The following is a 25167-nucleotide window of genomic DNA, read 5'->3' as shown; positions in this document are numbered from 1 at the left end:
TGAAGAATATGGAAAAACTAGTTGCCTACAAACGTATGCCTGTCTGGAATAAAGACACCATGCCAGAGGCTGTTCAAAGGAAACACAATACTAAGGTCGGAACCTGGGGCAAGATTACCGTATTAAAAGGGACTCTAAAGTTTATTGAGTTGACTGAAGACGGGGAAGTTTTAGCCGAGCACTTTTTTGAAGCAGGTGCTGATAATCCTATGGCACAACCTCAAGCCTGGCACCGAGTAGAGGCCGCAACAGACGATGTGGAATGGTACTTGGAATTTTATTGTAAAGCAGAGGATTATTTCCCCAAGAAATACAATACTAATCCAGTTCATTCGGAAGTTTTAGAAGCTATGGATACAGTAAAACCATGTAAGGCACTAGACCTAGGATGTGGTCAAGGAAGAAATGCACTCTTTCTAGCTCAACATGGATTTGATGTCACAGCTGTAGATCAAAATGAGCTATCTCTTGAAATCTTGCAAAGCATTGTGGAGCAAGAAGATTTAGAAATGCCTGTCGGTATCTATGATATCAATTCAGCAAGCATCGGACAAACTTACGATTTTATCGTATCGACAGTTGTGCTCATGTTTTTACAAGCAGATCGTATTCCGGCTATTATCCAAAACATGCAGGAGCAAACCTCAATTGGGGGTTACAATTTGATTGTGTGTGCCATGGATACAGAAGATTATCCATGTTCAGTTAATTTCCCATTTACCTTCAAAGAGGGTGAGTTGGCAAATTATTACAAGGACTGGGAATTGATCAAGTACAATGAAAATCCCGGCCATCTCCATCGTCGTGATGAGAATGGCAATCGTATTCAACTACGCTTTGCGACTATGTTGGCTAAAAAAGTAAAATAAATGAAAAAAAGGAATAGAGAGCAGTCGTTTTCTATTCCTTATTTATTACCCTAATAAGAAAGGGAATTCTCAATTTATGCTATACTAGAAGTAGGAGAAGTCGATGAAATGAAACAGAATTGTGATAGTTTTAAAACGATTCTAATCGACCACTATTCTTTCAGACTTTTTTGTAGAGGAGGTCTTAGGATGACTAGTCTTTTAATTGAACTGTACGACCGTCATACCATTGAGAAAAATGTCTACCAGGCTTTTGTCAGTGATTGTGATGAGATTTTATACCTTTCTACAAGAAAAATTGCTGAGGAAGAAAAGCTATCCTTGAAGCATTTTCTAATGGAACAGGTTCCTCACTTAAAACAAGTACATTTTCGACAATTTAACCTAGAAAAAACCTGCCAGGAATTAGACGTATTTATCAATGATTTTGAGACAGTTACCATCGATGTTTTTGGCGGAGATAACCTATTAGCAATAGTTCTATATCAGTTTGGTTTGGAGAAAGGTATTTCGATTATTGCTATGGATGTTGAACAAGGAAAGCAGTATACCTGGAAAAGGGGCAAGATTTATGATAAAAAGTTAGATATTCCTAGTTTATCCATTGAACAATTGATAGCTTTACGTGGTGGAAAAGTTCTTAAATCAAGAAGACCTCAGTATTCTAATAAGCAAGTGCTAGCTATTAAAAAATTGGCAAAAAATGCTATTGAAAATCCTGAAAAATGGTATCAGATTACCCAATTCTTTGCACTGGCAAAAACAACTGATTTTCATGCTGAAACAGCAAAAGTTTTGGAGAGTAATGGAAAGATTTATTCTTACCCCAGTAGCTTGATTCCTTTGTTCACAAAAGCTAATTTATTGAAAGTAGAAGAGGAAACAACAGATACTGTCACTTATACATTCCCAACACCAGAAGCACATCTGCTATGTCGAACTAAAGGGCATATTTTAGAATTGTATATCTATTTACTAGCCCTCGAGTCGGAGTATTTTGATGAATGTATGATTGGTACTGAAATTGACTGGAATGGGATTTTTCCTGAGGCTGACAATGTTCAAAATGAGATTGATGTTATTCTTCGTAAAGGTCACTCTGTAGTTTTCATTTCTTGTAAAATGACGGATCTAGCAGTTGAAGCTATTAACGAACTTGAAGTTTATGCCAATCATTTTGCAGGTGATAATTGTTTGAAAATAATTGTTTGCTCAGGCAAGATTAACCCCGTTTACAGTCATCGTTGTCAGGAATATGGTGTAATGGTGATAAAGCAGGATCAAATACAGAATCTTATTCCCATGTTACGGAAATATATGAAGAACAAACGTAAATGATACTAGATGTTATTGTGAAGAAGAGTCTGGGATAATAGTTCTAGACTCTCAATTGTCTTTGGATTGTCGAGCAAGACGCAGTGGTTGAGTGGGCTCTACTACGCTGCTTTCATCAGCTTTTACAGCCCTACTCAACTGTGCGGAGGTGGGACGACGAAATCGAATTCTAGCAAATTACCGATTTCTGTCCCACTCTCTTTTCTTATCCTTTTCGAATAAAGTAGAAAAGGGGGATATATGTTTTTAGCTAGAGATAAAAAAGGTCATTTAATCAACGCGTTAGAGAATGAAGTAAAGAAACAAGCTTATTATTGTCCAGCTTGCGGAACGAGTGTTCGCTTGAAAAAAGGAAAAAATGTAAGAACTCATTTTGCGCATGAAAGTTTAAAAAGTTGTGATTTTTATCATGAGAATGAAGGACCAGAACATTTGGAAAATAAGGTGGCACTTTTAAATTGGGCTAAGAAAGATGCTGAAGTAGAAATGGAATATCCGATTCCTGAACTTAAGCAAATCGCAGATATCTTTATCAATAAGCAATTAGCACTGGAAGTTCAGTGTAGTCCTATTTCTTGTGAACTTTTACGGGAGAGAAGTAATGGTTATCGAAGTCTGGGAATTCAAGTTCTTTGGCTACTGGGAGAAAAGCTCTGGCTAAAAGAGCGACTAACTAAACTTCAAAGAAATTTTCTTTATTTTAGTAATAATATGGGATTTTATCTTTGGGAGTTAGACCATAAAAGACAAGTTTTGAGGCTCAAGTACCTCCTTCACCAAGATTTGAAAGGGAAACTCCATTATCAGCTCAAGGAATTTTCTTACGGCAAAGGAAATCTCCTAGAAATTTTACGTAGTCCCTACCAGCAGCAAGAGCTAACTGCTTTTTCTGTCGAACAGGACAAGAATATTTGTCGTTACATTCAAAAACAACTCTATTATCAAAACCCCTATTGGATGAAGCAACAAGCCCAAGCTTACTTGAGAGGAGAGAACCTATTAAATTTGAAGACTCAGGACTGGTATCCCCAAGTAAGGCCGATAGAATCTGGTCATTTTTGTCAGATAAGTCAAAATCTATATGATTATTACCGCAACTTTCAGGCTTATTATGAACTGAATCCACAAAATCAGCAACAAAAGCTCTATCCACCTGCCTTTTATCAGCAGTATTTCTCGAAAAATATGGTAAAATAGAAAGGATGGAGGAAACTTATGGTATTACAACGAAATGAAATCAATGAAAAAGATACATGGGATCTATCAACGATCTTTGAAAAAGACCAAAAATGGGAAGAAGAACTCGCCCTTTTAACGGAAGATACAAAACAAGCAGCTAGTCTTGAAGGACATCTCTTGGATAGTGCAGAAAGTCTTCTTGATATTACAGAGCGTTATCTGGACTTGAGTCGTCGTCTTGAAAAACTCTATGTCTATGCACATATGAAAAACGACCAAGATACACGAGTTGCTAAATATCAAGAATACTATGCAAAAGCCATGACTCTTTATAGTCAACTTGATCAAGTCTTCTCTTTCTATGAGCCTGAATTTATGGCAATCACAGAAGACCAGTATCGAAACTTTCTAGCAGAAGAACCAAAACTCCAGACTTATAAACACTTCTTTGATAAACTATTGCAAAATAAGGAACATGTCCTTTCACAACGTGAAGAAGAGTTGTTAGCAGGTGCTGGTGAAATCTTTGGTGCAGCTAGTGAAACCTTTGCTATCTTAGATAATGCAGATATCGTCTTTCCATTTGTTAAAGATGAAGATGGTAACGAGGTACAGTTGTCACATGGTGTCTATATGCGCTTAGTAGAATCTAAGAATCGTGAAGTTCGTCATGGTGCATATGAAGCACTATACTCTACCTATGAGCAATATCAACATACCTACGCTAAAACATTGCAGACAAATGTAAAAGTACAAAACTACCGTGCAAAAGTTCGGAACTACAAGAGTGCGCGTGAAGCAGCTCTTGCGGCCAACTTTGTTCCAGAAAGTGTCTATGACAACTTAGTGTCTGCTGTTCGTAAGCATTTGCCATTATTGCATCGTTATCTCTCACTTCGTTCAAAAATCTTGGGTATTCAAGACCTTAAAATGTACGATGTCTATACACCACTGTCTTCAGTAGAATATAGCTTTACGTATGAGAAAGCCTTGAAGAAGGCAGAGGAAGCTTTGGCTGTTCTTGGCGAGGATTACTTGAGTCGTGTTAAACGCGCTTTTAGCGAACGTTGGATTGATGTGTATGAAAACCAAGGCAAACGTTCAGGTGCATATTCAGGTGGTTCCTACGATACTAACGCCTTTATGCTCCTTAACTGGCAAGATAACCTAGATAATCTCTTTACTCTTGTACATGAGACAGGTCATAGTATGCATTCAAGCTACACGCGTGAAACTCAACCTTATGTATACGGAGATTACTCAATCTTCTTGGCAGAAATTGCTTCAACAACCAATGAAAATATCCTAACTGAAAAATTATTGCAAGAAGTTCAAGATGACGCAACACGCTTCGCTATTCTAAACAACTTCTTGGATGGTTTCCGTGGAACAGTGTTCCGCCAAACTCAATTTGCTGAATTTGAACATGCTATTCACCAAGCCGATCAAAATGGTGAAGTCTTGACAAGCGAGTTCTTAAACAATCTCTATGCTGACTTGAACCAAGAATATTATGGCTTAAGCAAGGAAGACAATCCTCAAATTCAGTACGAGTGGGCTCGTATCCCTCATTTCTACTATAATTACTATGTATATCAATATTCAACAGGCTTTGCAGCAGCTTCAGCCTTGGCTGAAAAGATTGTTCACGGTAGTCAAGATGATCGTAACCGTTATATTGATTACCTCAAGGCTGGGAAGTCAGACTATCCTCTAAATATCATGCGAAAAGCTGGTGTTGATATGGAAAAAGAAGACTATCTTAATGATGCCTTTGCAGTCTTTGAACGCCGTTTGGATGAGTTCGAAGCCCTTGTTGAAAAATTAGGATTAGCATAAAATGGTTGAGTCATACAGTAAAAATGCTAACCATAACATGCGACGGCCTGTTGTTAAGGATGAGATTGTGGAATTTATGCGCCACAGACAAGAGCAGGTGACTGGTTCTTTAAAAGAACTAGAAAACTTTGCTCGCAAGGAGAATATTCCTATCATTCCTCATGAAACAGTCGCTTATTTCCGTTTCCTAATGGAAACAATTCAACCAAAGAATATTTTAGAAATTGGAACGGCAATTGGATTTTCAGCTCTTTTAATGGCAAATCATGCTCCAAATGCAAAAATAACAACCATTGACAGAAATCCTGAAATGATTGGTTTTGCCAAGGAAAATTTCGCCAAGTTTGATAATCGCCAACAAATCACTCTTTTGGAAGGCGATGCGGTAGACGTTTTGTCAATATTGACAGAGACCTATGATTTTGTTTTTATGGATTCTGCTAAGTCCAAATACATCATCTTTCTACCAGAAATACTCAAACACCTTGAGGTTGGTGGAGTAGTTGTCTTGGATGATATTTTCCAAGGTGGAGATATTGCTAAGGATATTATGGAAGTCCGACGTGGACAACGGACGATTTATCGGGGCTTGCAACGACTCTTTGATGCGACTTTGGACAATCCAGGATTAACCGCTACTTTGGTTCCTCTTGGAGATGGAATATTGATGCTAAGAAAGAATCAAGCAGAAGTAGAACTGCCTGATGTTGATTAGTTTCAGATATTTTTAAGACAATTTAGTAAAATAGATAAGGTAAACATTTATCTAGTGATAAAAAGGAGTAAACATGAAGAAAAAATTATTGGCTGGTGCCATCACTTTGTTATCAGTAGCTACTTTGGCTGCTTGTTCAAATAGTTCTCAAGGAGCTGACCTCATCAGTATGAAGGGTGATGTCATCACTGAGCACCAATTTTATGAAGAAGTGAAAAACAACCCAACTGCTCAACAGGTATTACTTAACATGACTATTCAAAAAGTTTTTGAAAAACAATATGGATCTGAAGTAAGTGATAAAGAAGTTGAAGAAGCTGTAGCAGAAGAACAGAAGAAATATGGTGATAGCTATCAAATCGTTCTTTCTCGTGCTGGTATGACAGCTGAAAGTCGTAAGGCTCAAATTCGTACAAGTAAATTGGTTGAGTATGCTGTTAAGAAAGCTGCAGAAGCTGAATTGACAGATGAGAACTACAAAAAAGCTTACGATGAGTACACACCAGAAGTAACTGCGCAAATTATTAAACTTGACAGTGAAGATAAGGCTAAAGAAGTTCTTGCTAAAGCTAAAGAATCTGGAGCCGACTTCGCACAATTGGCTAAAGATAATTCAACTGACGAAAAGACAAAAGCAAATGGTGGTGAAATCACCTTCGACTCTGCATCAACAGAATTGCCAGACGTTGTTAAAAAAGCAGCCTTTGCCCTTAACGTTGATGGAATCTCAGATGTGATTACAGCTCCAGGTACACAAGCGTATTCAAACAGCTTCTATATTGTTAAATTGACTAAGAAAACAGAAAAATCTTCTAACTGGGAAGATTATAAAGAAAAATTGAAGACAGTTATCCTGACTCAAAAACAAAATGATGCTACTTTTGTTCAAGGTGTAATTAGTAAAGAGTTGCAGGCGGCAAATATCAAGGTTAAAGATCAGGCCTTCCAAAATGTCTTTACTCAGTACATCCAAAGTGATACAACAACTGAAACGACAACTACATCAGCAGCAACTGAAACGACAACAACATCTTCAAACTAAAGATGAAAACTCTATCTTTCTACTCTTGAAAGGTAGAGTTTTTTGAAGCTTTCTTAACTAAAAGTTGAAAATGTAGATAAATGATTTGTGAATTCTCCAAGTACAAATTCTAGGCTTTAACGGATAAGAGTTTTTTTCTAGTTTAAAAAATGGTATAATAGCTTGTAAAACTAGAATGAATAGAAAATTAAAAATTTAGTAGATGGTGAAATATGAAAATTAGTAAAAGGCACCTGTTGAATTATTCCATTTTGGTGCCCTATATTCTCTTATCCGTTCTGGGATTGATAGTGGTATATTCGACAACGAGTGCATCCTTGATTCAGGAGGGTAAGAGCGCCTTTCAATTAGTTCGAAATCAGGGCTTGTTTTGGATCGTTAGTTTGTTGCTTATTGCAGTAATCTATAAGCTGAAACTTGGTTTTCTTCGAAACGAACGTTTGTTATTTATCGTTATGTTTTCTGAGTTAGTGTTACTAGCTTTAGCTCGTTTGATTGGGATTCCCATCAATGGTGCTTACGGTTGGATCAAAGTAGGACCTATTACTGTTCAGCCTGCGGAATACTTGAAAATTATCATCATTTGGTACTTGGCTCAACGTTTTTCAAAACAACAAGAAGAAATTGCCGTTTATGATTTCCAAGTTTTAACTCAAAACCAATGGTTTCCTAGAGCGTTTAACGATTGGCGCTTTGTACTTCTAGTCATGATTGGTAGTTTGGCTATTTTCCCTGACCTTGGAAATGCTACAATTCTCTTTTTGGTAGCATTGTTGATGTACTCAATTAGTGGGATAGCTCACCGATGGTTTGCAACTATTCTTGGAGTATTGACCAGTTTATCCTTTGTTTCTCTAACAACCATTAAGTTTATTGGTGTTGATAAGTTTTCTAAGATTCCAGTATTTGGATACGTAGCTAAACGATTCAGTGCTTTCTTTAATCCATTTGATGATGTCGCTGGTGCAGGACACCAGTTGGCAAATTCATACTATGCTATGGTAAATGGAGGATGGTTTGGGCTAGGATTAGGAAACTCTATCGAAAAACGAGGCTATCTACCTGAGGCACACACGGACTTTGTTTTCTCTATTGTAATTGAAGAGTTTGGATTTGTTGGTGCCAGTCTTATTTTAGCTCTATTATTCTTCCTAATTCTTCGTATTATTTTAGTGGGAGTACGAGCAAAAAATCCGTTCAACTCTATGGTAGCAATCGGTATTGGTGGAATGATTTTAATTCAGGTATTCGTTAATATTGGAGGGATTTCAGGATTGATCCCTTCAACGGGTGTAACCTTCCCATTCCTTTCACAAGGGGGGAATAGTCTCCTGGTTCTATCAGTAGCTATCGCCTTTGTGTTAAATATCGATGCCAGTGAAAAGCGTGCAAAACTCTACCGCGAATATGAAGCACAGCTCTAAGAAAATGTGACAAGGAGAAAAATATGTCTCTTCAAAAACTAGAAAATAACAGAAACAAAACTGTAGTCCAAGAAGAAGTTCAAATCTTGACAGATTTACTTGAAGATATCACGAAAAATATGCTTCCTGCTGAGACTTTTGATAAGATTATGCAGTTGAAGAAGCTATCATCAAATCTAGACTATCAAGGACTAGATAAGGTAGTGAGAAGCCTTTCAAATGATGAAATGGTCTACATCTCTAGATATTTCTCTATTTTACCACTTTTGATTAACATCTCCGAAGACGTAGACTTAGCTTATGAGATTAACCATCTAAACAATATTGATCAAGATTATCTTGGTAAATTGTCAACAACCATTGAAATGGTTGCTGAAAAAGAAAATGCGGCTGAAATTCTTGAACATCTGAACGTGGTGCCAGTATTAACAGCCCATCCAACTCAGGTTCAACGTAAGAGTATGCTGGACTTGACTAATCATATCCATACTCTCTTGCGTAAATACCGTGACGTGAAAATGGGGCTTATTAACAAAGAAAAATGGCACAATGATCTTCGTCGCTACATTGAGATTATCATGCAGACGGATATGATTCGTGAGAAGAAACTAAAAGTAACGAATGAAATCACAAACGTGATGGAATATTACAATAGTTCTTTCCTACAAGCTGTACCAAATCTAATGTTAGAGTATAAGCGTCTTGCAAAAGAGCAGGGAATTGACCTAAAACAAGCAAAACCTATCACCATGGGAATGTGGATTGGTGGAGACCGTGACGGCAATCCATTTGTAACTGCTGAGACACTCATGCGTTCTGCAACCATTCAAAGTGAAGTCATCTTCAACTACTACATCAGCAAGATTTCTAGTCTTTACCGTACTTTCTCTCTTTCTACTAATTTATCTAAGACAAGCAAGACTGTTGAAGAAATGGCTGCTCAATCTAGTGATACATCTGTTTTCCGCGAGAAAGAACCTTATCGTCGGGCTTTTCACTTTATTCAATCAAAATTAATTCAAACTCTCTTAAATTTGAAAGAGTGGGCTCTTGTCGGCTCATCAGCAGATGAACGTCATCATATTGAGCGACTTTTTGGTGCTCAAGGACATCAACAAGGAGAGGTAACTGACTATATCAGTAATCGAATCTCAGGAGCTATCCAAGATTTGGCAGATGAGCGTCCTCCTTACTACGAAACAATTGAAGAATTTAAACAAGACTTAGCTATCATTAAAGATTCATTGCTTGAAAATAAGGCAGAAGCTTTGCTTACAGGAGAGTTTGCCGAGCTTTTGGAGGCTGTTGAAGTCTTTGGTTTCTTCTTGGCATCTATCGATATGCGCCAAGACTCAAGTGTTCATGAAGCCTGTGTTGCTGAATTGTTAGCATCTGCTGGAATTAATGACCATTATAGCGATCTTTCAGAAGATGAGAAGTGCGAGTTGCTTTTACATGAACTATTAGAAGACCCTCGAATCTTGTCAGCGACTTATGCTGAGAAGTCTGAACTACTCGAAAAAGAGTTAGCTATTTTCCAAACTGCCCGTGAATTAAAAGACCGTTTGGGTGAAGATGTCATTCGTCAAACGATTATTTCTCATGCAACCAGCGTGTCTGATATGTTAGAATTGGCGATTATGCTGAAAGAAGTCGGTCTTGTGGATGCTGAAAAAGCACGTGTACAAATCGTGCCTCTCTTTGAGACGATTGAAGATTTGGATCATTCCGAAGAGACTATGAGAAAGTATTTCTCTTTACCGCTTGCTAAGAAGTGGATTGCTTCAAAAGATAATTATCAAGAAATCATGCTAGGTTACTCAGATAGTAACAAGGATGGCGGTTATCTATCATCTTGTTGGACTCTATACAAAGCTCAACAACAATTAACCGCTATCGGTGATGAATTTGGAGTCAAAGTAACCTTCTTCCACGGTCGTGGTGGTACTGTTGGTCGTGGTGGTGGCCCTACTTATGACGCCATTGCTTCTCAACCACTCAAATCAATCAAGGACCGTATTCGATTAACTGAACAAGGTGAAGTCATCGGAAATAAATACGGAAACAAGGATGCAGCCTACTATAACTTGGAAATGTTGGTATCAGCGGCTATCAACCGTATGATTACACAGAAGAAGAGCGATACTAATACATCAAATCGCTATGAGGCAATCATGGACCAAGTAGTCAGTCGTAGCTATGATATCTATCGTGAACTAGTATTTGGAAATGACCATTTCTATGATTATTTCTTTGAATCTAGTCCAATTAAGAATATCTCAAGCTTTAATATTGGTTCTCGTCCAGCAGCACGTAAAACAATCACTGAAATTGGTGGTCTACGTGCCATTCCTTGGGTATTCTCATGGTCACAAAGTCGTGTCATGTTCCCAGGTTGGTATGGTGTTGGTTCAAGCTTCAAGGAATTTATTGATCAAGATCCAAAAAATATTGAATACCTTCGTGACATGTATCAAAATTGGCCCTTCTTCCAGTCACTCCTATCAAACGTTGATATGGTTCTATCAAAATCAAATATGAATATTGCTTTTGAATATGCTAAACTTTGTGAAAGTGAAGAAGTGCAAGCAATCTACTATACTATTTTGGATGAATGGCAATTGACTAAGAACGTTATCTTGGCCATCGAAGGCTATGATGAACTTTTGGCAGAAAATACTTACTTGAAAGACAGTTTGAACTACCGCATGCCTTATTTCAATGTTCTTAACTATATTCAGTTAGAGTTGATTAAGCGTCAACGTCGTGGCGAGCTTTCTTCAGATGAAGAAAGATTGATTCATACAACTATTAACGGAATTGCTACAGGATTACGTAATTCAGGTTAATTCAGGTAAGATTTTCCAAAAACCGTAGGAATTTTCATAATTTTTTAAAATAATTCATGAAAATCCTTGACAAGTTTTAGTAAAATGATATAATTTAAGCATTCAGAAAGTAATCATCGAATTTTTTTAGCGAGTCTGTGGTTGGTGGAAACAGATAGAAGAAGATGATGAAATTGGGCTGGATGTTATTAAGAATTTGAAATCATAAGAATTCGGTGAGCACACCTTATAGTGCAACTCGTGAAGCGAGTAAGAGCGATAGGAATAATTCCTATAATTGAGGTGGCACCGCGCATCGACGTCCTCACACAAGTTTTTTGTGTGAGGACTTTTTCTATGGGGAGGAAAAAATGATGGAAATCAAACGATGGCGACGCTTGGTAAAGTTATATTGAAAGTGACATGAACATTACTAAGTTTAAGTGAAATAAGGAGAAATAGATATGAATAAACGTTTAATTGGTATTATTGCAGCACTAGCGCTTGTAGTTGGAGGAAGCTTGGTCTACTCTAACTTAACGAAACAAGATACTAAAACCGAGACAGCTAACAAAACTGCTAAGGTTGGTGTTCTACAGTTCGTCAGTCACCCATCGCTTGACTTGATTTACCAAGGTATCCAAGATGGACTTGCTGAAGAAGGCTATAAAGGCGATCAAGTTAAAATCGACTTTATGAATTCAGAAGGTGACCAAAGTAAGGTTGCCACAATGAGTAAACAATTGGTGTCAAATGGAAATGATGTTGTTGTCGGAATTGCGACACCTGCAGCTCAGGGTCTAGCAAGTGCAACAAAAGACCTTCCTGTTATCATGGCAGCTATTACAGACCCAGTTGGAGCTAACCTTGTACAAAACTTGGAAAAACCAGGTGGAAACATCACAGGGGTATCTGACCATAACCCTGCTGAACAACAGGTTGAATTGATTAAAACATTGACTCCTGATGTCAAGACAGTTGGAGCTCTTTACTCAAGTAGTGAAGATAACTCTAAATCACAAGTTGAAGAGTTCAAAGCTTACGCTGAAAAAGCTGGTTTGAAAGTAGAGACTTTTGCAGTTCCTTCAACTAACGAAATTGCTTCTACAGTAAACGTTATGACTGGTAAAGTAGATGCAATCTGGGTTCCAATTGACAACACAATCGCATCAGCATTCTCAACTGTAGTATCAAGCAACCAAACAGCTAAAAAACCAATCTACCCAAGTGCGACTGCCATGGTAGAAGCGGGTGGTTTGGCATCAGTCGTTGTGGATCAACACGATCTTGGTGTGGCTACTGGTAAGATGATCGCTAAAGTCTTGAAGGGGGAAAAACCTGCAGATACACCAGTTAATGTCTTCTCAACTGGTAAATCAGTTATCAACAAAAAACTAGCTCAAGAACTTGGAATCACGATTCCAGAATCAGTTCTTAAAGAAGCTGGTCAAGTAATCGAATAAGAATGAAGGAGGAGTTGGAGACATCTCCTCCAATTTTTAAAAGAAGGAAATGAATGTAACATGATAGTATCGATTATTTCACAAGGATTTGTCTGGGCTATTCTAGGTTTGGGAATCTTTATGACCTTTCGAATCCTGAACTTCCCAGATATGACAACCGAGGGTTCCTTCCCGCTTGGAGGAGCGGTAGCAGTAACTCTAATTACACAAGGTGTCAATCCATTTCTTGCTACCTTAGTAGCTGTTGGAGCAGGCTGTCTTGCAGGTTTAGCGACTGGTCTTCTTTACACGAAAGGAAAGATTCCAACACTCTTGTCTGGTATTTTGGTGATGACTTCTTGCCATTCTATCATGCTCATGATTATGGGACGGGCAAACCTTGGGCTCTTAGGAACTAAACAAATCCAGGACGTTCTTCCTTTCTCATCTGAGGTTAATCAATTATTTACAGGTTTGATTTTTGTGACTTTAGTTATCCTTCTGATGCTTTTCTTCCTAGATACTAAATTGGGACAAGCTTATATCGCAACAGGAGATAATCCAGATATGGCTCGTAGTTTTGGTATCAATACTGGACGTATGGAACTTATGGGCTTGGTCTTGTCAAATGGCGTGATTGCACTTGCTGGTGCTCTTATCGCTCAACAAGAAGGATATGCAGATGTTTCTCGTGGTATCGGGGTTATCGTAGTTGGTCTTGCAAGCTTAATTATCGGTGAAGTAATCTTTAAGAGCCTTACATTAGCAGAACGCCTGGTTACTATTGTTGTTGGTTCTATTAGCTACCAATTCTTGGTATGGGGAGTCATTGCTCTCGGCTTTAACACAAGCTACCTTCGACTATATAGTGCTCTTATCCTAGCAACTTGTCTAGTCATTCCAACACTTAAGGATAAATACTTGAAAGGAGTCAAGTTAAGCAAATGACAGCGATTGTAGAATTAAAAAATGCCACAAAAATTGTTAAAAATGGCTTTGACGAGGAAAAAATTATCCTAAACGATGTTTCTCTTGATATTTATGAACACGACTTCATCACAATCTTGGGTGGAAATGGTGCAGGAAAATCAACACTCTTTAATAGCATTGCAGGAACTTTGCCCCTGACTAGTGGGACTATCCGTATTATGGGTGAGGATGTGACTCATTTTAGCCCTGAAAAACGTGCCAAGTACCTTTCTCGTGTCTTTCAGGATCCAAAGATGGGAACTGCCCCTCGTATGACGGTTGCAGAAAATCTCTTAATTGCTAAGTTTCGTGGTGAAAAACGTGGACTTTTTCCGAGAAGACTCTCAGCTTACAAGGAAGAATTTCAAGCAACCATTGAGAAAGTCGGAAATGGTCTAGAAAAACACTTGGATACACCGATTGAATTCTTGTCAGGTGGACAAAGACAGGCCTTGAGCCTCTTGATGGCGACCTTGAAACGTCCTGAACTTCTTTTGTTGGATGAACATACGGCAGCGCTTGACCCTAAAACAAGTGTAGCCTTGATGGAATTGACAGATGACTTTGTCAGTAAGGACCATCTGACTGCTCTGATGATTACCCACCATATGGAAGATGCTCTCAAGTATGGAAATCGTCTCATTGTTATGAAGGAAGGACGAATCATCCAAGATTTAAACAAGGATGAAAAAGCCAAGATGAAGATTTCAGATTACTATCAACTATTTGAGTAGATGATTTTAAATAATTGATTAAAAACTTGGAAGTAGAATTTTTACTTCTAAGTTTTTTAGTGGAATTTAAACTATATTTATATTTCCTTTATTGCCAGTTTTACTTTATAATAGAATCAATCTAAGAATCTTAAACTTTGATAGAAGTAGGAGATAAAAACATGGCATACACACAAGAAGATTTTCAGGAATGGATTTTTCAGATTGGATTTAAGATGGACTATTTCACAAGGGAGTTTGCGGAGAAAGAAGGGCTAAATTTAGACTATAGTATGCAGTCTTTGGATGATTTGGAGGCTTGGATCTTGGCTCACTACGAAGACCACCATGCTTTGATAGCAGACCGGAAGATGTTGGATTATTTGACAGTTTATATCGGCGAAACCTTTCGCAAACACCTAGGAGGAAAATGGTTTATTGACCTTAAAAATAAAAAGAACGCCTATTATTCGATGCCTGTCTTAACCGATCCATCATATAGAGGAGAAGTTTATATAGCACCAATGACTTTTGCAACAGCTTGTATTAGTAGAAAAGATGGTCAGTATATTAGCAGGATATTAAAAAATAATCTCGAAGATCAAGTGAAATAGTCTTTAATTTTTTCTATTTTTCTTTCAAATATTAGATTGGTTTGCTCAGAAGATTCTCTTTTTCATGATAGCTGGAAACTTATGAAATAGAAGCATGTAAAGTGTATGAAATGGTTTACTTTTTTTCAGAAATAAGCTATACTATATAAAGTAAACTGTGATAAAATGGAGGTATTGTCTATGGTTGACAAGAGAGTCATCGAAGAAATCAAAAGCAATACCAATATTGTCGAAATCATAGGAGAAGTGATTTCTTTACAAAAATCTGGACGGAACTTTTTGGGGCTCTGTCCTTTTCATGGTGAAAAGACCCCTTCCTTTAACGTGGTCGAAGATAAGCAATTTTACCACTGTTTTGGTTGTGGTCGTTCTGGAGACGTCTTTAAGTTTATAGAAGAGTATCAACAAGTAACTTTTGCGGATGCGGTAAGGATGTTGGGCGAACGTCTCGGAATGCACCTTGAAGCTCCTGTACATAACCCTGTCTCACACACGTCACCCCATCAAAATCTCTACGATATGCATGACAAGGCTGCACGCTTTTATCATGCAATCCTCATGACGACTAAAATGGGTGAGGAGGCGAGAAACTATCTCTATAAACGTGGCTTGACTGATGATGTCATTAAACACTTTATGATTGGTCTAGCTCCAGCAGAACGCTCTTATCTTTATCAGCGTTTAGCAGACGATTATAGTGAGAAGGACTTGCTGGATTCAGGTCTATTTTATCTATCTGAGAGCAACCAATTTTTTGATACTTTCCATAACCGGATTATATTTCCACTCTCAAACGACCAAGGAAAGGTAATTGCTTTCTCTGGACGGATTTGGCAAGAGACAGATTCTCAAACTGCCAAGTATAAAAATAGTCGAGCGACGGCGATTTTTAACAAGAGTTACGAATTATATCATTTGGATAGGGTAAAAAAAGGCTCAGGGAAAGCTCCTGAAATTTATCTGATGGAAGGCTTTATGGATGTTATTGCAGCCTACCGTGCTGGTATTGAAAATGCAGTAGCTTCCATGGGAACGGCCTTGACCGCTGAACACGTCGAACATCTAAAACGTTTTACAAAAAAAGTGATTATCACTTATGACGGTGATAAGGCAGGACAAGCTGCAACTGCTAAAGCACTAGAGGAATTGGGAGATTTGCCTGTTCAAATTGTCCAGATTCCTGATGCAATGGACCCTGATGAGTATTTACAAAAGAATTCTCCAGAGGATTTGGCTTATCTTTTATCCAATACTCGAATCAGTCCAATTGAGTTTTATATTCATCATTACAAACCTAGTAATAGTGAAAATCTCCAAGCACAGATTGAGTTCATTGAGAAAATTGCACCTCTTATCGTCAAAGAACCTTCTATCACAGCCCAGAACACCTATATTCATTTGTTGACGGATCATTTACCATCTTTTGATTATCAACAAGTTGAGCACATTATCAACGAAAGTCGTGTCAGACAAAGACAAGAAAAAGTGAAGCAAGTTGTTAATCCGACACCAATTACTATGTCGGTTTCTAAACAATTGACGGCAGTCATGAGAGCTGAAGCACATATTCTTTATCGTATGATGGAGCACCCCCTTGTGTTGAATGATTATCGTTTGAGAGATGATTTTGTATTTGAAACTCCAGAGTTTCAGACCTTGTATGGACTCTTGATTGATAATGGTTCAATCACTTCGGAAGATTTGGCTAACCAGACTAGAGAAGTTGCAAATGCCTGGTACCAAGTGTTAGCCTTGGATTTACCCTCTGAAATGTCTCCGGAAGAGTTAAAAGAAGTGGAAGAGTCGAGAAATCGTGCTCTTTTGCATCAACAAAACTTGCAAATTAAAAAAAAGGTTCAGGAAGCTAGTCATGTAGGTGATACTGATACTGCTTTAGAAGAGCTTGAACGCTTAATTGCCCAAAAAAGAAGAATGGAGTAAGAATGGCAAAAAAACAAAATGAAGTAACAACTTTTGATGTCCAAGTTGCAGAATTTATTCGTAACCATAAGAAAACTGGTACTGCGACAGATGATGAAATTAACAATGTCCTTGTAATTCCTTTTGCTCTTGATGCTGAGGGGATTGAAAATCTTTTGCAACGTATTCAAGATGCTGGTATTGCAATCACGGATAACGAAGGAAATCCAAGTGAACGTGTCTTAAGTACAGAGGAAGAACCAGAACTTAGTGATGAGGATTTAATTGGTTCTACATCTGCCAAGGTTAACGATCCTGTCCGCATGTATTTGAAAGAAATTGGGGTTGTACCTCTTCTTACTAATGAAGAAGAAAAAGAGTTGGCACTTGCTGTTGAGGCTGGAGATGTAGAAGCGAAACAACGTCTAGCTGAGGCTAACCTTCGTTTGGTTGTGTCTATCGCGAAACGCTATGTTGGACGTGGAATGCAATTCCTTGACTTAATCCAAGAAGGTAACATGGGGCTTATGAAAGCCGTTGATAAATTTGACTACTCTAAAGGGTTCAAATTCTCAACTTATGCAACTTGGTGGATCCGTCAGGCTATTACCCGTGCCATTGCTGACCAAGCTCGTACCATCCGTATCCCAGTTCACATGGTAGAAACTATCAACAAGCTTGTTCGTGAGCAGCGTAACCTTCTTCAAGAGTTGGGACAAGATCCTACACCTGAGCAAATTGCTGAACGTATGGATATGACACCTGATAAGGTTCGTGAAATTTTAAAGATTGCGCAAGAACCAGTTTCTCTTGAAACACCAATTGGTGAAGAAGATGATAGCCATCTTGGTGATTTTATCGAAGATGAAGTGATTGAAAATCCAGTTGATTACACAACTCGTATCGTCTTGCGTGAGCAGTTGGATGAAGTTCTAGATACCTTGACTGATAGAGAAGAAAATGTCTTGCGTCTTCGTTTCGGTCTTGATGATGGTAAAATGCGTACTCTAGAAGATGTGGGTAAAGTCTTTAACGTAACTCGTGAGCGTATCCGTCAGATTGAGGCAAAAGCGTTGAGAAAACTTCGCCAACCAAGTAGAAGCAAACCGCTTCGTGACTTTATCGAGGATTAAGATAGAGGAGACTGAATATGGCTTACACAGAAGAGCAAATTGAAAACATCAAAACTCGCATTTTGACGGCTTTAGAAGAGGTTATCGACCCAGAATTAGGAATTGATATAGTCAACCTAGGTCTGATTTATGAGATTCGATTTGATGGTGATACCGGTGATACTGAGATTGATATGACCTTAACGACTATGGGTTGTCCATTGGCCGACCTCTTGACTGATCAAATCTATGATGCGATGACAGATGTGCCAGAGGTTACTAACGTTGAAGTAAAATTAGTTTGGTATCCAGCTTGGACGGTTGAAAAAATGAGTCGCTATGCACGTATCGCTTTAGGTATTAAATAGAATGAAAAAAAAGAGAAATAGTATAAGTGTTAGGAAATTCCCTAGCTTTTATGCTATCTCTCTTTTAATTTGCTGATTTTCTTTCAATAAAATGATATAATAGATAGTATGGAAAAAGAGAAATTACGCATCAATATGCTAAGTTCGAGTGAAAAGGTAGCAGGACAAGGTGTTTCTGGAGCTTACCGTGAACTTGTGCAACTTTTGAAACGTGATGCGAAAGACCAACTAATTGTAACGGAGAATCTTCCTGTAGAAGCTGATGTTACTCATTTTCATACAATCGACCTTCCTTATTATCTGTCAACTTTTCAAAAGAAGCGATCAGGTCGTAGGATTGGTTATGTCCACTTCTTGCCTGACACCTTAGAAGGTAGTTTGAAGATTCCATTCTTCCTAAAAGGGATTGTTAAGCGCTATGTGTTTTCTTTTTATGACCGTATGGAACACTTGGTTGTGGTCAATCCTACTTTTATCGAAGATTTGGTTGCAGCTGGTATTCCTCGTGAAAAGGTGACCTATATCCCTAACTTTGTTAACAAAGAAAAATGGCATCCATTACCATTAGATCAAGTTTCTCAACTGCGTCAAGATATGGGAATAAGTGAGGAACAGTTTGTAGTAGTAGGAGCAGGGCAGGTTCAAAAGCGAAAAGGGATTGATGATTTCATTACACTTGCTGAAGAGTTACCGGATATCACCTTTATTTGGGCTGGAGGCTTCTCTTTTGGTGGGATTACAGATGGTTATGAACGCTATAAAAAAATTATGGATAATCCTCCGGAAAATCTGATTTTCCCTGGAATTGTTGAGCCAGAACGGATGAGAGAGCTGTATGCTTTGGCAGATTTGTTCTTACTTCCTAGTTATAACGAGCTCTTTCCAATGACCATTCTAGAAGCTGCAAGTTGTGAAGCACCCATTATGCTTCGAGATTTAGATCTTTATAAGGTCATTCTAGAAGGAAATTATCGACCTACCACTGATGTGGAAGAAATGAAAGAAGCCATTTTGGAATATCGAGCGCATCCAGAAGCACTAAAAGAATTAAAAGAGAAAGCTAAGGCTATTTCTAGAGAATATTCAGAAGAGCATCTCTTGGAAATCTGGCTTAAATTCTATCGGGAGCAAGCAGCTTTAGGAAAAAAATGAGGTAGTATATGCGAATTGGATTATTTACAGATACTTATTTCCCACAGGTCTCGGGTGTTGCGACCAGTATTCGAACCTTAAAAACTGAGCTTGAGAAGCAAGGGCATGCAGTCTTTATCTTTACGACAACTGATAAGGATGTTAATCGCTACGAAGACTGGCAGATTATCCGTATTCCTAGTGTTCCATTCTTTGCCTTTAAAGATCGTCGTTTTGCATACCGCGGTTTTACCAAAGCTCTAGAAATTGCTAAGCAATACAAACTGGATATTATTCATACGCAAACAGAGTTTTCTCTTGGTTTATTGGGAATATGGATTGCACGAGAACTGAAAATCCCAGTCATTCACACCTATCATACTCAATATGAAGATTATGTTCATTATATCGCTAAGGGGATGTTGATTCGTCCAGGTATGGTTAAGTACCTTGTGAGAGGTTTTCTACATGATGTCGACGGAGTTATTTGTCCTAGTGAGATTGTCCGTGATCTTTTATACGATTATAAGGTAAAGGTTGAAAAGCGTGTCATTCCAACTGGCATTGAACTTGCCAAGTTTGAACGACCTGAGATTGGTCCTGAGCATATTAGTGACCTCCGAGATAAACTAGGCATCAAGAAAAACGAAAAGATGCTTCTAAGTCTTTCTCGAGTTTCTTATGAGAAGAATATTCAAGCAGTTCTGGCAGCTCTACCAGATGTTCTAAAAGAAGAACAAAATGTTAAATTGGTTGTAGCTGGTGATGGTCCTTATTTAGACAACCTTAAGGAGCAAGCAGAAGATTTAAAAATTCAAGATTCTGTTATCTTTACAGGTATGATTCCGCCAAATGAAACGGCACTCTATTATAAGGCAGCTGATTTCTTCATATCGGCTTCTACAAGTGAAACTCAGGGATTAACTTATCTGGAAAGTTTAGCTAGTAAGACACCTGTTATTGCCCATGGTAATCCTTATCTGGATAATCTCATCAGTGATAAAATGTTCGGAACCCTTTATTATGAGGAAAGGGACTTAGCAGGAGCGATTCTTGAAGCCTTACTTGCTACACCGTCAATGGATGAAAAACACTTGGCTGAAAAATTATATGAAATTTCTGCTGAGAATTTTGCTAGAAAAGTCCATGAATTTTATCTAGACGTTATTATTTCAAATAATTTTGCCAAAGAAATAGGGGCTGACGAACCTGTTACAAAACGTATTTTAAAGACAGTCTTCTATATCCCACAACAGGCTGTTACTATGCCAGTTAAAGGTTCGAAGCGTATGCTTAAGGCATCTAGAAAACAATTAAGAAATTTAAGAAAATATATAAATGATTAATCGAATCAAAGAAAGGAAATAAAAATATGAAAAAGAAATTTATGAGAAGTGGTAGAGATCAAAAAATCGGTGGTGTATGCGCTGGTTTAGCTAATTATTTTGATATCGACCCTACAATCGTACGTGTTATTTGGGGAGTTTTAGCTTTCTGTTATGGTGCTGGACTTATTGCTTATTTAATCTTGTGGGCAATCGCTCCTGTATCAGATGAATATTAAGAACAGAGTATTATAGTAAAGGAGAAAAAATGGCATTCGGTGATAATGGTAAACGTAAAAAAACATTCTTTGAAAAACTTACAATGTTTGTCGTATTAGTAATGTTATTTGTAACATTGGCAGGTATCTTTGCTACTGCCATTGGTGTATTTAGCAGATTCTAAAAAGTTAATCATTTTATTGTTTGGCAATAAGTTGGGTGACTGGGATTTCCCAGCCCTTTTTGAAGCGAGAAGAGAATATGAGTATGTTTTTAGACACAGCCAAGATCAAGGTCAAGGCTGGTAATGGTGGCGATGGCATGGTTGCCTTTCGCCGTGAAAAATACGTCCCTAATGGTGGACCATGGGGCGGTGATGGAGGACGTGGTGGTAACGTTGTTTTCGTTGTAGACGAAGGCTTACGTACCCTTATGGACTTCCGTTACAATCGTCATTTCAAAGCCCAATCTGGAGAGAAGGGAATGACCAAAGGGATGCACGGTAGAGGGGCAGAAGACTTAATTGTCCGTGTACCTCAAGGGACAACTGTGCGTGATGCCGAGACTGGAAAAGTCATCACCGATTTGATTGAGAATGGTCAAGAGTTCATCGTGGCTCATGGTGGACGTGGTGGACGTGGAAATATACGTTTTGCAACACCAAAAAATCCTGCACCAGAAATCTCAGAAAATGGAGAACCAGGTCAGGAACGTGAATTACAGTTAGAACTTAAAATTCTTGCGGATGTTGGCTTAGTTGGCTTCCCATCTGTCGGTAAATCAACACTCCTTAGCGTGATTACATCTGCTAAGCCAAAAATCGGTGCCTACCACTTTACAACAATTGTTCCAAATCTTGGTATGGTTCGTACCCAGTCAGGGGATTCATTTGCAGTGGCAGACCTTCCTGGATTGATTGAAGGTGCTAGCCAAGGTGTCGGCCTAGGAACTCAGTTCTTGCGCCATATCGAGCGTACTCGTGTTATCTTGCATATTATTGATATGTCAGCTAGTGAAGGACGTGATCCTTACGAGGACTATCTAGCAATCAATAAGGAGCTTGAATCTTATAACCTTCGTCTGATGGAGCGTCCACAGATTATTGTTGCCAATAAGATGGATATGCCTGAGAGTCAGGAAAATCTCGAAGAGTTCAAGAAAAAATTAGCTGCTAATTATGATGAATTTGAAGAATTACCGCCAATCTTCCCAATTTCAGGTTTGACTAAGCAAGGTCTTGCACCTCTATTAGATGCAACGGCTGAGCTTCTTGATAAAACGCCAGAATTCCTTCTTTATGACGAATCAGAAATGGAAGAAGAAGCATATTATGGCTTTGATGAAGAAGAAAAACCATTTGAGATTGGTCGTGATGACGATGCAACTTGGGTTCTGTCAGGTGAAAAACTCATGAGACTCTTTAATATGACTAACTTTGACCGTGATGAGTCTGTCATGAAATTTGCGCGTCAGTTGCGTGGTATGGGAGTTGATGAAGCTCTTCGTGCTCGTGGTGCTAAGGACGGCGACCTTGTCCGTATTGGAAAATTTGAGTTTGAATTTGTAGACTAGGAGATAGCTATGGGTGATAAACCAATATCTTTCCGAGATGCTGATGGAAATTTTGTTTCTGCAGCAGACGTCTGGAATGAAAAGAAATTAGAGGAACTTTTTAATCGCCTCAATCCCAATCGTTCATTGAGACTTGCGAGAATGAAGAAACAAGCCGAAGAAAAAAAATAAGAATAAAAGAACCCGTGATATTCGTATCACGGGTTTTCTGGTTTACTAACTATTTTTGATATGGGATTTCAAGACTAGATTGCGCAAGGTCTACAGTTAATCGATAATTTGTATTGTCACGGATAGTAATCTCAAAGTCAGTAGTATAAAGAACAAGTCGGATTGTATCGCCTTTTCTTAGTTTGTAAATTGTTGGTTGGAGTTCAAATTGGAATTCCATCCATTCATCTGGCTTAACTTCTTCAATTTTCAATAAATCATGACGATTTTGGAGATTGAGGTAGCCTTTGGTGATAACACGCTGTGCATTTGGGCTAAATGGTAGTTCACAAAGGTTTTCCAGCATATGGTAACGACCATTATCAATAGTACGAGCAGCCAGAACTCCTGGATATGGTTGTAGGTATTTCTTTTGACCAAGTTCGAGAAGTTGAGCAGAAAGTAAGCCTTTGTTTGTACTTGACTTGAGACGAAGGTTTAGTTTAACACGCCCATTGAGATGAAGATCTTCCGTCACTGGAAGGTCAATGGTAACCTGATTGACCTTACCTTGATACAATTCATTATTAAAGGTTTGGTAGGTTTTTCCAAAACGTTCGAAGTCAGAATCCTGGTAATGATTTTGAATGACAGCTTCTTCAGTACCTAAAGAGAAAGTTCTATGTTCAGCTTGATTTCCAAAGTCATCAAGTTTATGCCATGTTTGAGGAGCAGTATTGTCTTGCCAAACGACTCTTGGAAGCTGGTAGTCAGTTTCTTGACCCAATAATTTCTGTGTCAAAAGTGCATTCATGGATTCACGGAAATCAATTGACTGCCAGTTGTTCATATAAACATGGGCTCCGTTATGATAAAAGAGGTGTTTATTAATATGACTTGGAAGAGCATTGAACATTTGATAGACGTGAAGTGGTTTTACATTCCAGTCTTGTGAACCGTGGGTAAAGACAACTTCAGCCTTAACCTTTTGGGTATTGAGTAGGTAGTTTCTGTCATGCCAAAATTGGTTATAATCTCCAGTTTTACGGTCTAGATTTTTCTTGAGTTCTTCAATGGAAGTTTTATGAGCCTCGTTTCCACGAATAAAGTCACCAGCTAAGAGATTACGAGAATAAGTTAATTCATCTAATGAATCGAAGTCCTCTCCAGGATAACCGCCTGGGCTTGTCACAAGACCATTTTCACGGTAATAGTTGTACCATGATGAGATCCCTGCTTCGGCAATAATGACTTCTAAGCCATCAACTCCTGTAGTTGCAAGGCCGTTAGACATTGTTCCTAAGTAAGAAAGACCTGTAGTTGCTACTTTGCCATTAGACCAATCAGCTTTGACTTGACGTTTACGACTATAATCTGTAAAGGCACGACAACGACCATTTAGCCAATCAATGACATTTTTATAGGCTTCAACTTGTCGGTAGTCGCCATTGGTCATTTGACCTTGAGAATCCTTGGTACCAAGACCTGACACATAGATATTGGCGAAACCTCTTGGAAGGAAGTAGTCGTTAAGTGTGTAACTGCTATTGATATGAGTGAGCTTTTCTTCAGCGTCTGAAACAAGTTCAGCATCCCCAACAGGTTCAACCAAGTCCAGGGTTGGATTTTCTAACGTAATTTCGTGTGGTTCCTTGACTTCTAGTTCAGCTTCCATTTTGTAAAGAGCTTTGTCGCTTGCTTTATCATTAGTTCCTTGATGGTATGGGCTCGCTGTCATTACAGCTGGAATCTTCCCATTGTATTTTGGTCGGATTATACTTACCTTAATAAGATCAGGAAGTCCATCCTTATCAGAATCAACACGAGTCTCTACATAAACAACCTCACGAATGACATTGGCAGTTGAGAAAGTTGCCAAACTCTTACCATTGAAGTAATGGTAAGAGTTGTCCTCAGGAATAAAACCATCACTAACTAGCTGATCAATCAAGGTATTTCCCTTTTTAGTGCGCGTATTAAGAAGTTGGTAGAGATTGTCAATCAAATCTCCGTAAACAATAGGACATGCTGTTTCTTTATGAAAAGCAAGACTATCTTCAAAGTCTACTAAGTAACTGAATCCTAGTAACTGAAAGACTACAGTATAGAAAATTTCTGCTGTCAATTCACGTTCTGAATTGAAGAAAGCGACCAGATCAGTTTCTTTATCAACTGCTAGAGCGGAAAGTGGATAATCGGTATTTTTGTAATTGAAGAAACAAGTTCTAACAAAGGCTTCAAACTGTTCTTTATGTGAAACTGAAAGATCAAGCTTGAATCCAAGCTCAGATAATTCTTGTAAAGCTTGTTGGTTTGTAACGGGATAATAACTAAATTGATTAAAACGCATTGATATCTCCTTTAAAGATTCTTTCAAAAGTCATTATATCAAAAAAAGATA

Annotated in this window: 22 protein-coding genes and 1 other annotated feature; of the genes, 21 read left to right on the top strand and 1 reads right to left on the bottom strand. The window is 38.3% G+C overall.

The genetic code is table 11. The annotated features are described in order from the left end of the window. Window positions 1-8 precede the first annotated feature (8 nt). From tehB to QM382_RS02980, 21 genes are all read left to right on the top strand, one after another. Window positions 9-869, top strand: a complete 861-nt coding sequence (gene tehB / locus QM382_RS03080; RefSeq protein WP_414272401.1) for an SAM-dependent methyltransferase TehB — start codon at window positions 9-11, stop codon at window positions 867-869. Between the two features lie 189 nt (window positions 870-1058). After that, window positions 1059-2207, top strand: a complete 1149-nt coding sequence (locus QM382_RS03075) for a hypothetical protein (RefSeq protein ID WP_414272400.1) — start codon at window positions 1059-1061, stop codon at window positions 2205-2207. Window positions 2208-2444: 237 nt separating this feature from the next. Continuing rightward, window positions 2445-3401 carry a competence protein CoiA gene (locus QM382_RS03070; protein WP_414272399.1) on the top strand — a complete coding sequence of 319 codons (957 nt, stop codon included), beginning with the start codon at window positions 2445-2447 and terminating at the stop codon, window positions 3399-3401. 18 nt (window positions 3402-3419) lie between these two features. Beyond that, window positions 3420-5222, top strand: a complete 1803-nt coding sequence (gene pepF / locus QM382_RS03065; RefSeq protein ID WP_414272398.1) for an oligoendopeptidase F — start codon at window positions 3420-3422, stop codon at window positions 5220-5222. A 1-nt stretch (window position 5223) separates the two neighbouring features. Next, window positions 5224-5937: an O-methyltransferase gene (locus QM382_RS03060; protein ID WP_053092431.1), complete on the top strand. Its 714-nt coding sequence runs from the start codon at window positions 5224-5226 to the stop codon at window positions 5935-5937. 73 nt (window positions 5938-6010) lie between these two features. After that, a complete protein-coding gene (gene prsA / locus QM382_RS03055) occupies window positions 6011-6979 on the top strand; it encodes a peptidylprolyl isomerase PrsA (protein ID WP_414272397.1) in 969 nt (322 codons plus the stop codon). Window positions 6980-7191: 212 nt separating this feature from the next. Beyond that, window positions 7192-8403, top strand: coding sequence for a cell division peptidoglycan polymerase FtsW (gene ftsW, locus QM382_RS03050; RefSeq protein ID WP_414272396.1), 1212 nt, complete (start codon window positions 7192-7194; stop codon window positions 8401-8403). A gap of 23 nt (window positions 8404-8426) precedes the next feature. Beyond that, window positions 8427-11252: a phosphoenolpyruvate carboxylase gene (gene ppc / locus QM382_RS03045; RefSeq protein WP_414272395.1), complete on the top strand. Its 2826-nt coding sequence runs from the start codon at window positions 8427-8429 to the stop codon at window positions 11250-11252. Between the two features lie 94 nt (window positions 11253-11346). Then, window positions 11347-11561, top strand: a binding site (T-box leader). A gap of 134 nt (window positions 11562-11695) precedes the next feature. Next, window positions 11696-12694, top strand: a complete 999-nt coding sequence (trpX, locus tag QM382_RS03040; protein WP_414272394.1) for a tryptophan ABC transporter substrate-binding protein — start codon at window positions 11696-11698, stop codon at window positions 12692-12694. A gap of 60 nt (window positions 12695-12754) precedes the next feature. Further along, window positions 12755-13621 (top strand): ABC transporter permease, encoded by an 867-nt coding sequence (locus QM382_RS03035; protein ID WP_414272393.1) that lies wholly within the window; start codon window positions 12755-12757, stop codon window positions 13619-13621. Next, on the top strand, window positions 13618-14376 hold the full coding sequence (locus QM382_RS03030; RefSeq protein ID WP_006148413.1) for an ABC transporter ATP-binding protein: 759 nt from the start codon (window positions 13618-13620) through the stop codon (window positions 14374-14376). Before QM382_RS03035 ends, QM382_RS03030 begins: the two co-directional genes overlap by 4 nt. Before the next feature lie 161 nt (window positions 14377-14537). After that, window positions 14538-14969 carry a hypothetical protein gene (locus QM382_RS03025; RefSeq protein ID WP_303405186.1) on the top strand — a complete coding sequence of 144 codons (432 nt, stop codon included), beginning with the start codon at window positions 14538-14540 and terminating at the stop codon, window positions 14967-14969. A 180-nt stretch (window positions 14970-15149) separates the two neighbouring features. Continuing rightward, a complete protein-coding gene (gene dnaG, locus QM382_RS03020; RefSeq protein ID WP_414272392.1) occupies window positions 15150-16910 on the top strand; it encodes a DNA primase in 1761 nt (586 codons plus the stop codon). 2 nt (window positions 16911-16912) lie between these two features. After that, on the top strand, window positions 16913-18022 hold the full coding sequence (gene rpoD / locus QM382_RS03015; protein WP_414272391.1) for an RNA polymerase sigma factor RpoD: 1110 nt from the start codon (window positions 16913-16915) through the stop codon (window positions 18020-18022). Between the two features lie 17 nt (window positions 18023-18039). Next, window positions 18040-18369, top strand: coding sequence for a metal-sulfur cluster assembly factor (locus tag QM382_RS03010; protein ID WP_006145447.1), 330 nt, complete (start codon window positions 18040-18042; stop codon window positions 18367-18369). A 108-nt stretch (window positions 18370-18477) separates the two neighbouring features. Next, entirely contained in the window at window positions 18478-19521 is a 1044-nt protein-coding gene (locus QM382_RS03005; protein WP_414272390.1) for a glycosyltransferase family 4 protein, read from the top strand. An 8-nt stretch (window positions 19522-19529) separates the two neighbouring features. Then, complete coding sequence (locus QM382_RS03000) at window positions 19530-20846, top strand: glycosyltransferase family 4 protein (protein WP_414272389.1); 1317 nt, start codon at window positions 19530-19532, stop codon at window positions 20844-20846. A 26-nt stretch (window positions 20847-20872) separates the two neighbouring features. Next, complete coding sequence (locus QM382_RS02995) at window positions 20873-21064, top strand: PspC domain-containing protein (protein ID WP_052689745.1); 192 nt, start codon at window positions 20873-20875, stop codon at window positions 21062-21064. Between the two features lie 29 nt (window positions 21065-21093). Beyond that, the gene (locus QM382_RS02990) at window positions 21094-21228 is read left to right on the top strand and encodes a DUF4044 domain-containing protein (protein ID WP_045615867.1); all 135 of its coding nucleotides are present in this window, start codon (window positions 21094-21096) and stop codon (window positions 21226-21228) included. 77 nt (window positions 21229-21305) lie between these two features. Beyond that, window positions 21306-22616 (top strand): GTPase ObgE, encoded by a 1311-nt coding sequence (gene obgE / locus QM382_RS02985; protein ID WP_414272388.1) that lies wholly within the window; start codon window positions 21306-21308, stop codon window positions 22614-22616. A gap of 9 nt (window positions 22617-22625) precedes the next feature. After that, window positions 22626-22787, top strand: a complete 162-nt coding sequence (locus QM382_RS02980) for a hypothetical protein (RefSeq protein WP_006148428.1) — start codon at window positions 22626-22628, stop codon at window positions 22785-22787. A 49-nt stretch (window positions 22788-22836) separates the two neighbouring features. Here the strand turns inward: QM382_RS02980 and QM382_RS02975 are convergent, their stop codons facing one another. Next, window positions 22837-25116 carry a Xaa-Pro dipeptidyl-peptidase gene (locus QM382_RS02975; RefSeq protein ID WP_414272387.1) on the bottom strand — a complete coding sequence of 760 codons (2280 nt, stop codon included), beginning with the start codon at window positions 25114-25116 and terminating at the stop codon, window positions 22837-22839. Window positions 25117-25167: the final 51 nt, after the last annotated feature.

The sequence above is a fragment of the Streptococcus infantis genome, assembly GCF_047465185.1.
Lineage (GTDB): Bacteria > Bacillota > Bacilli > Lactobacillales > Streptococcaceae > Streptococcus > Streptococcus infantis_O.
The sequence above is the reverse complement of the archived record's forward strand: the minus strand, read 5'-3'. Positions and strand labels throughout refer to the sequence as shown.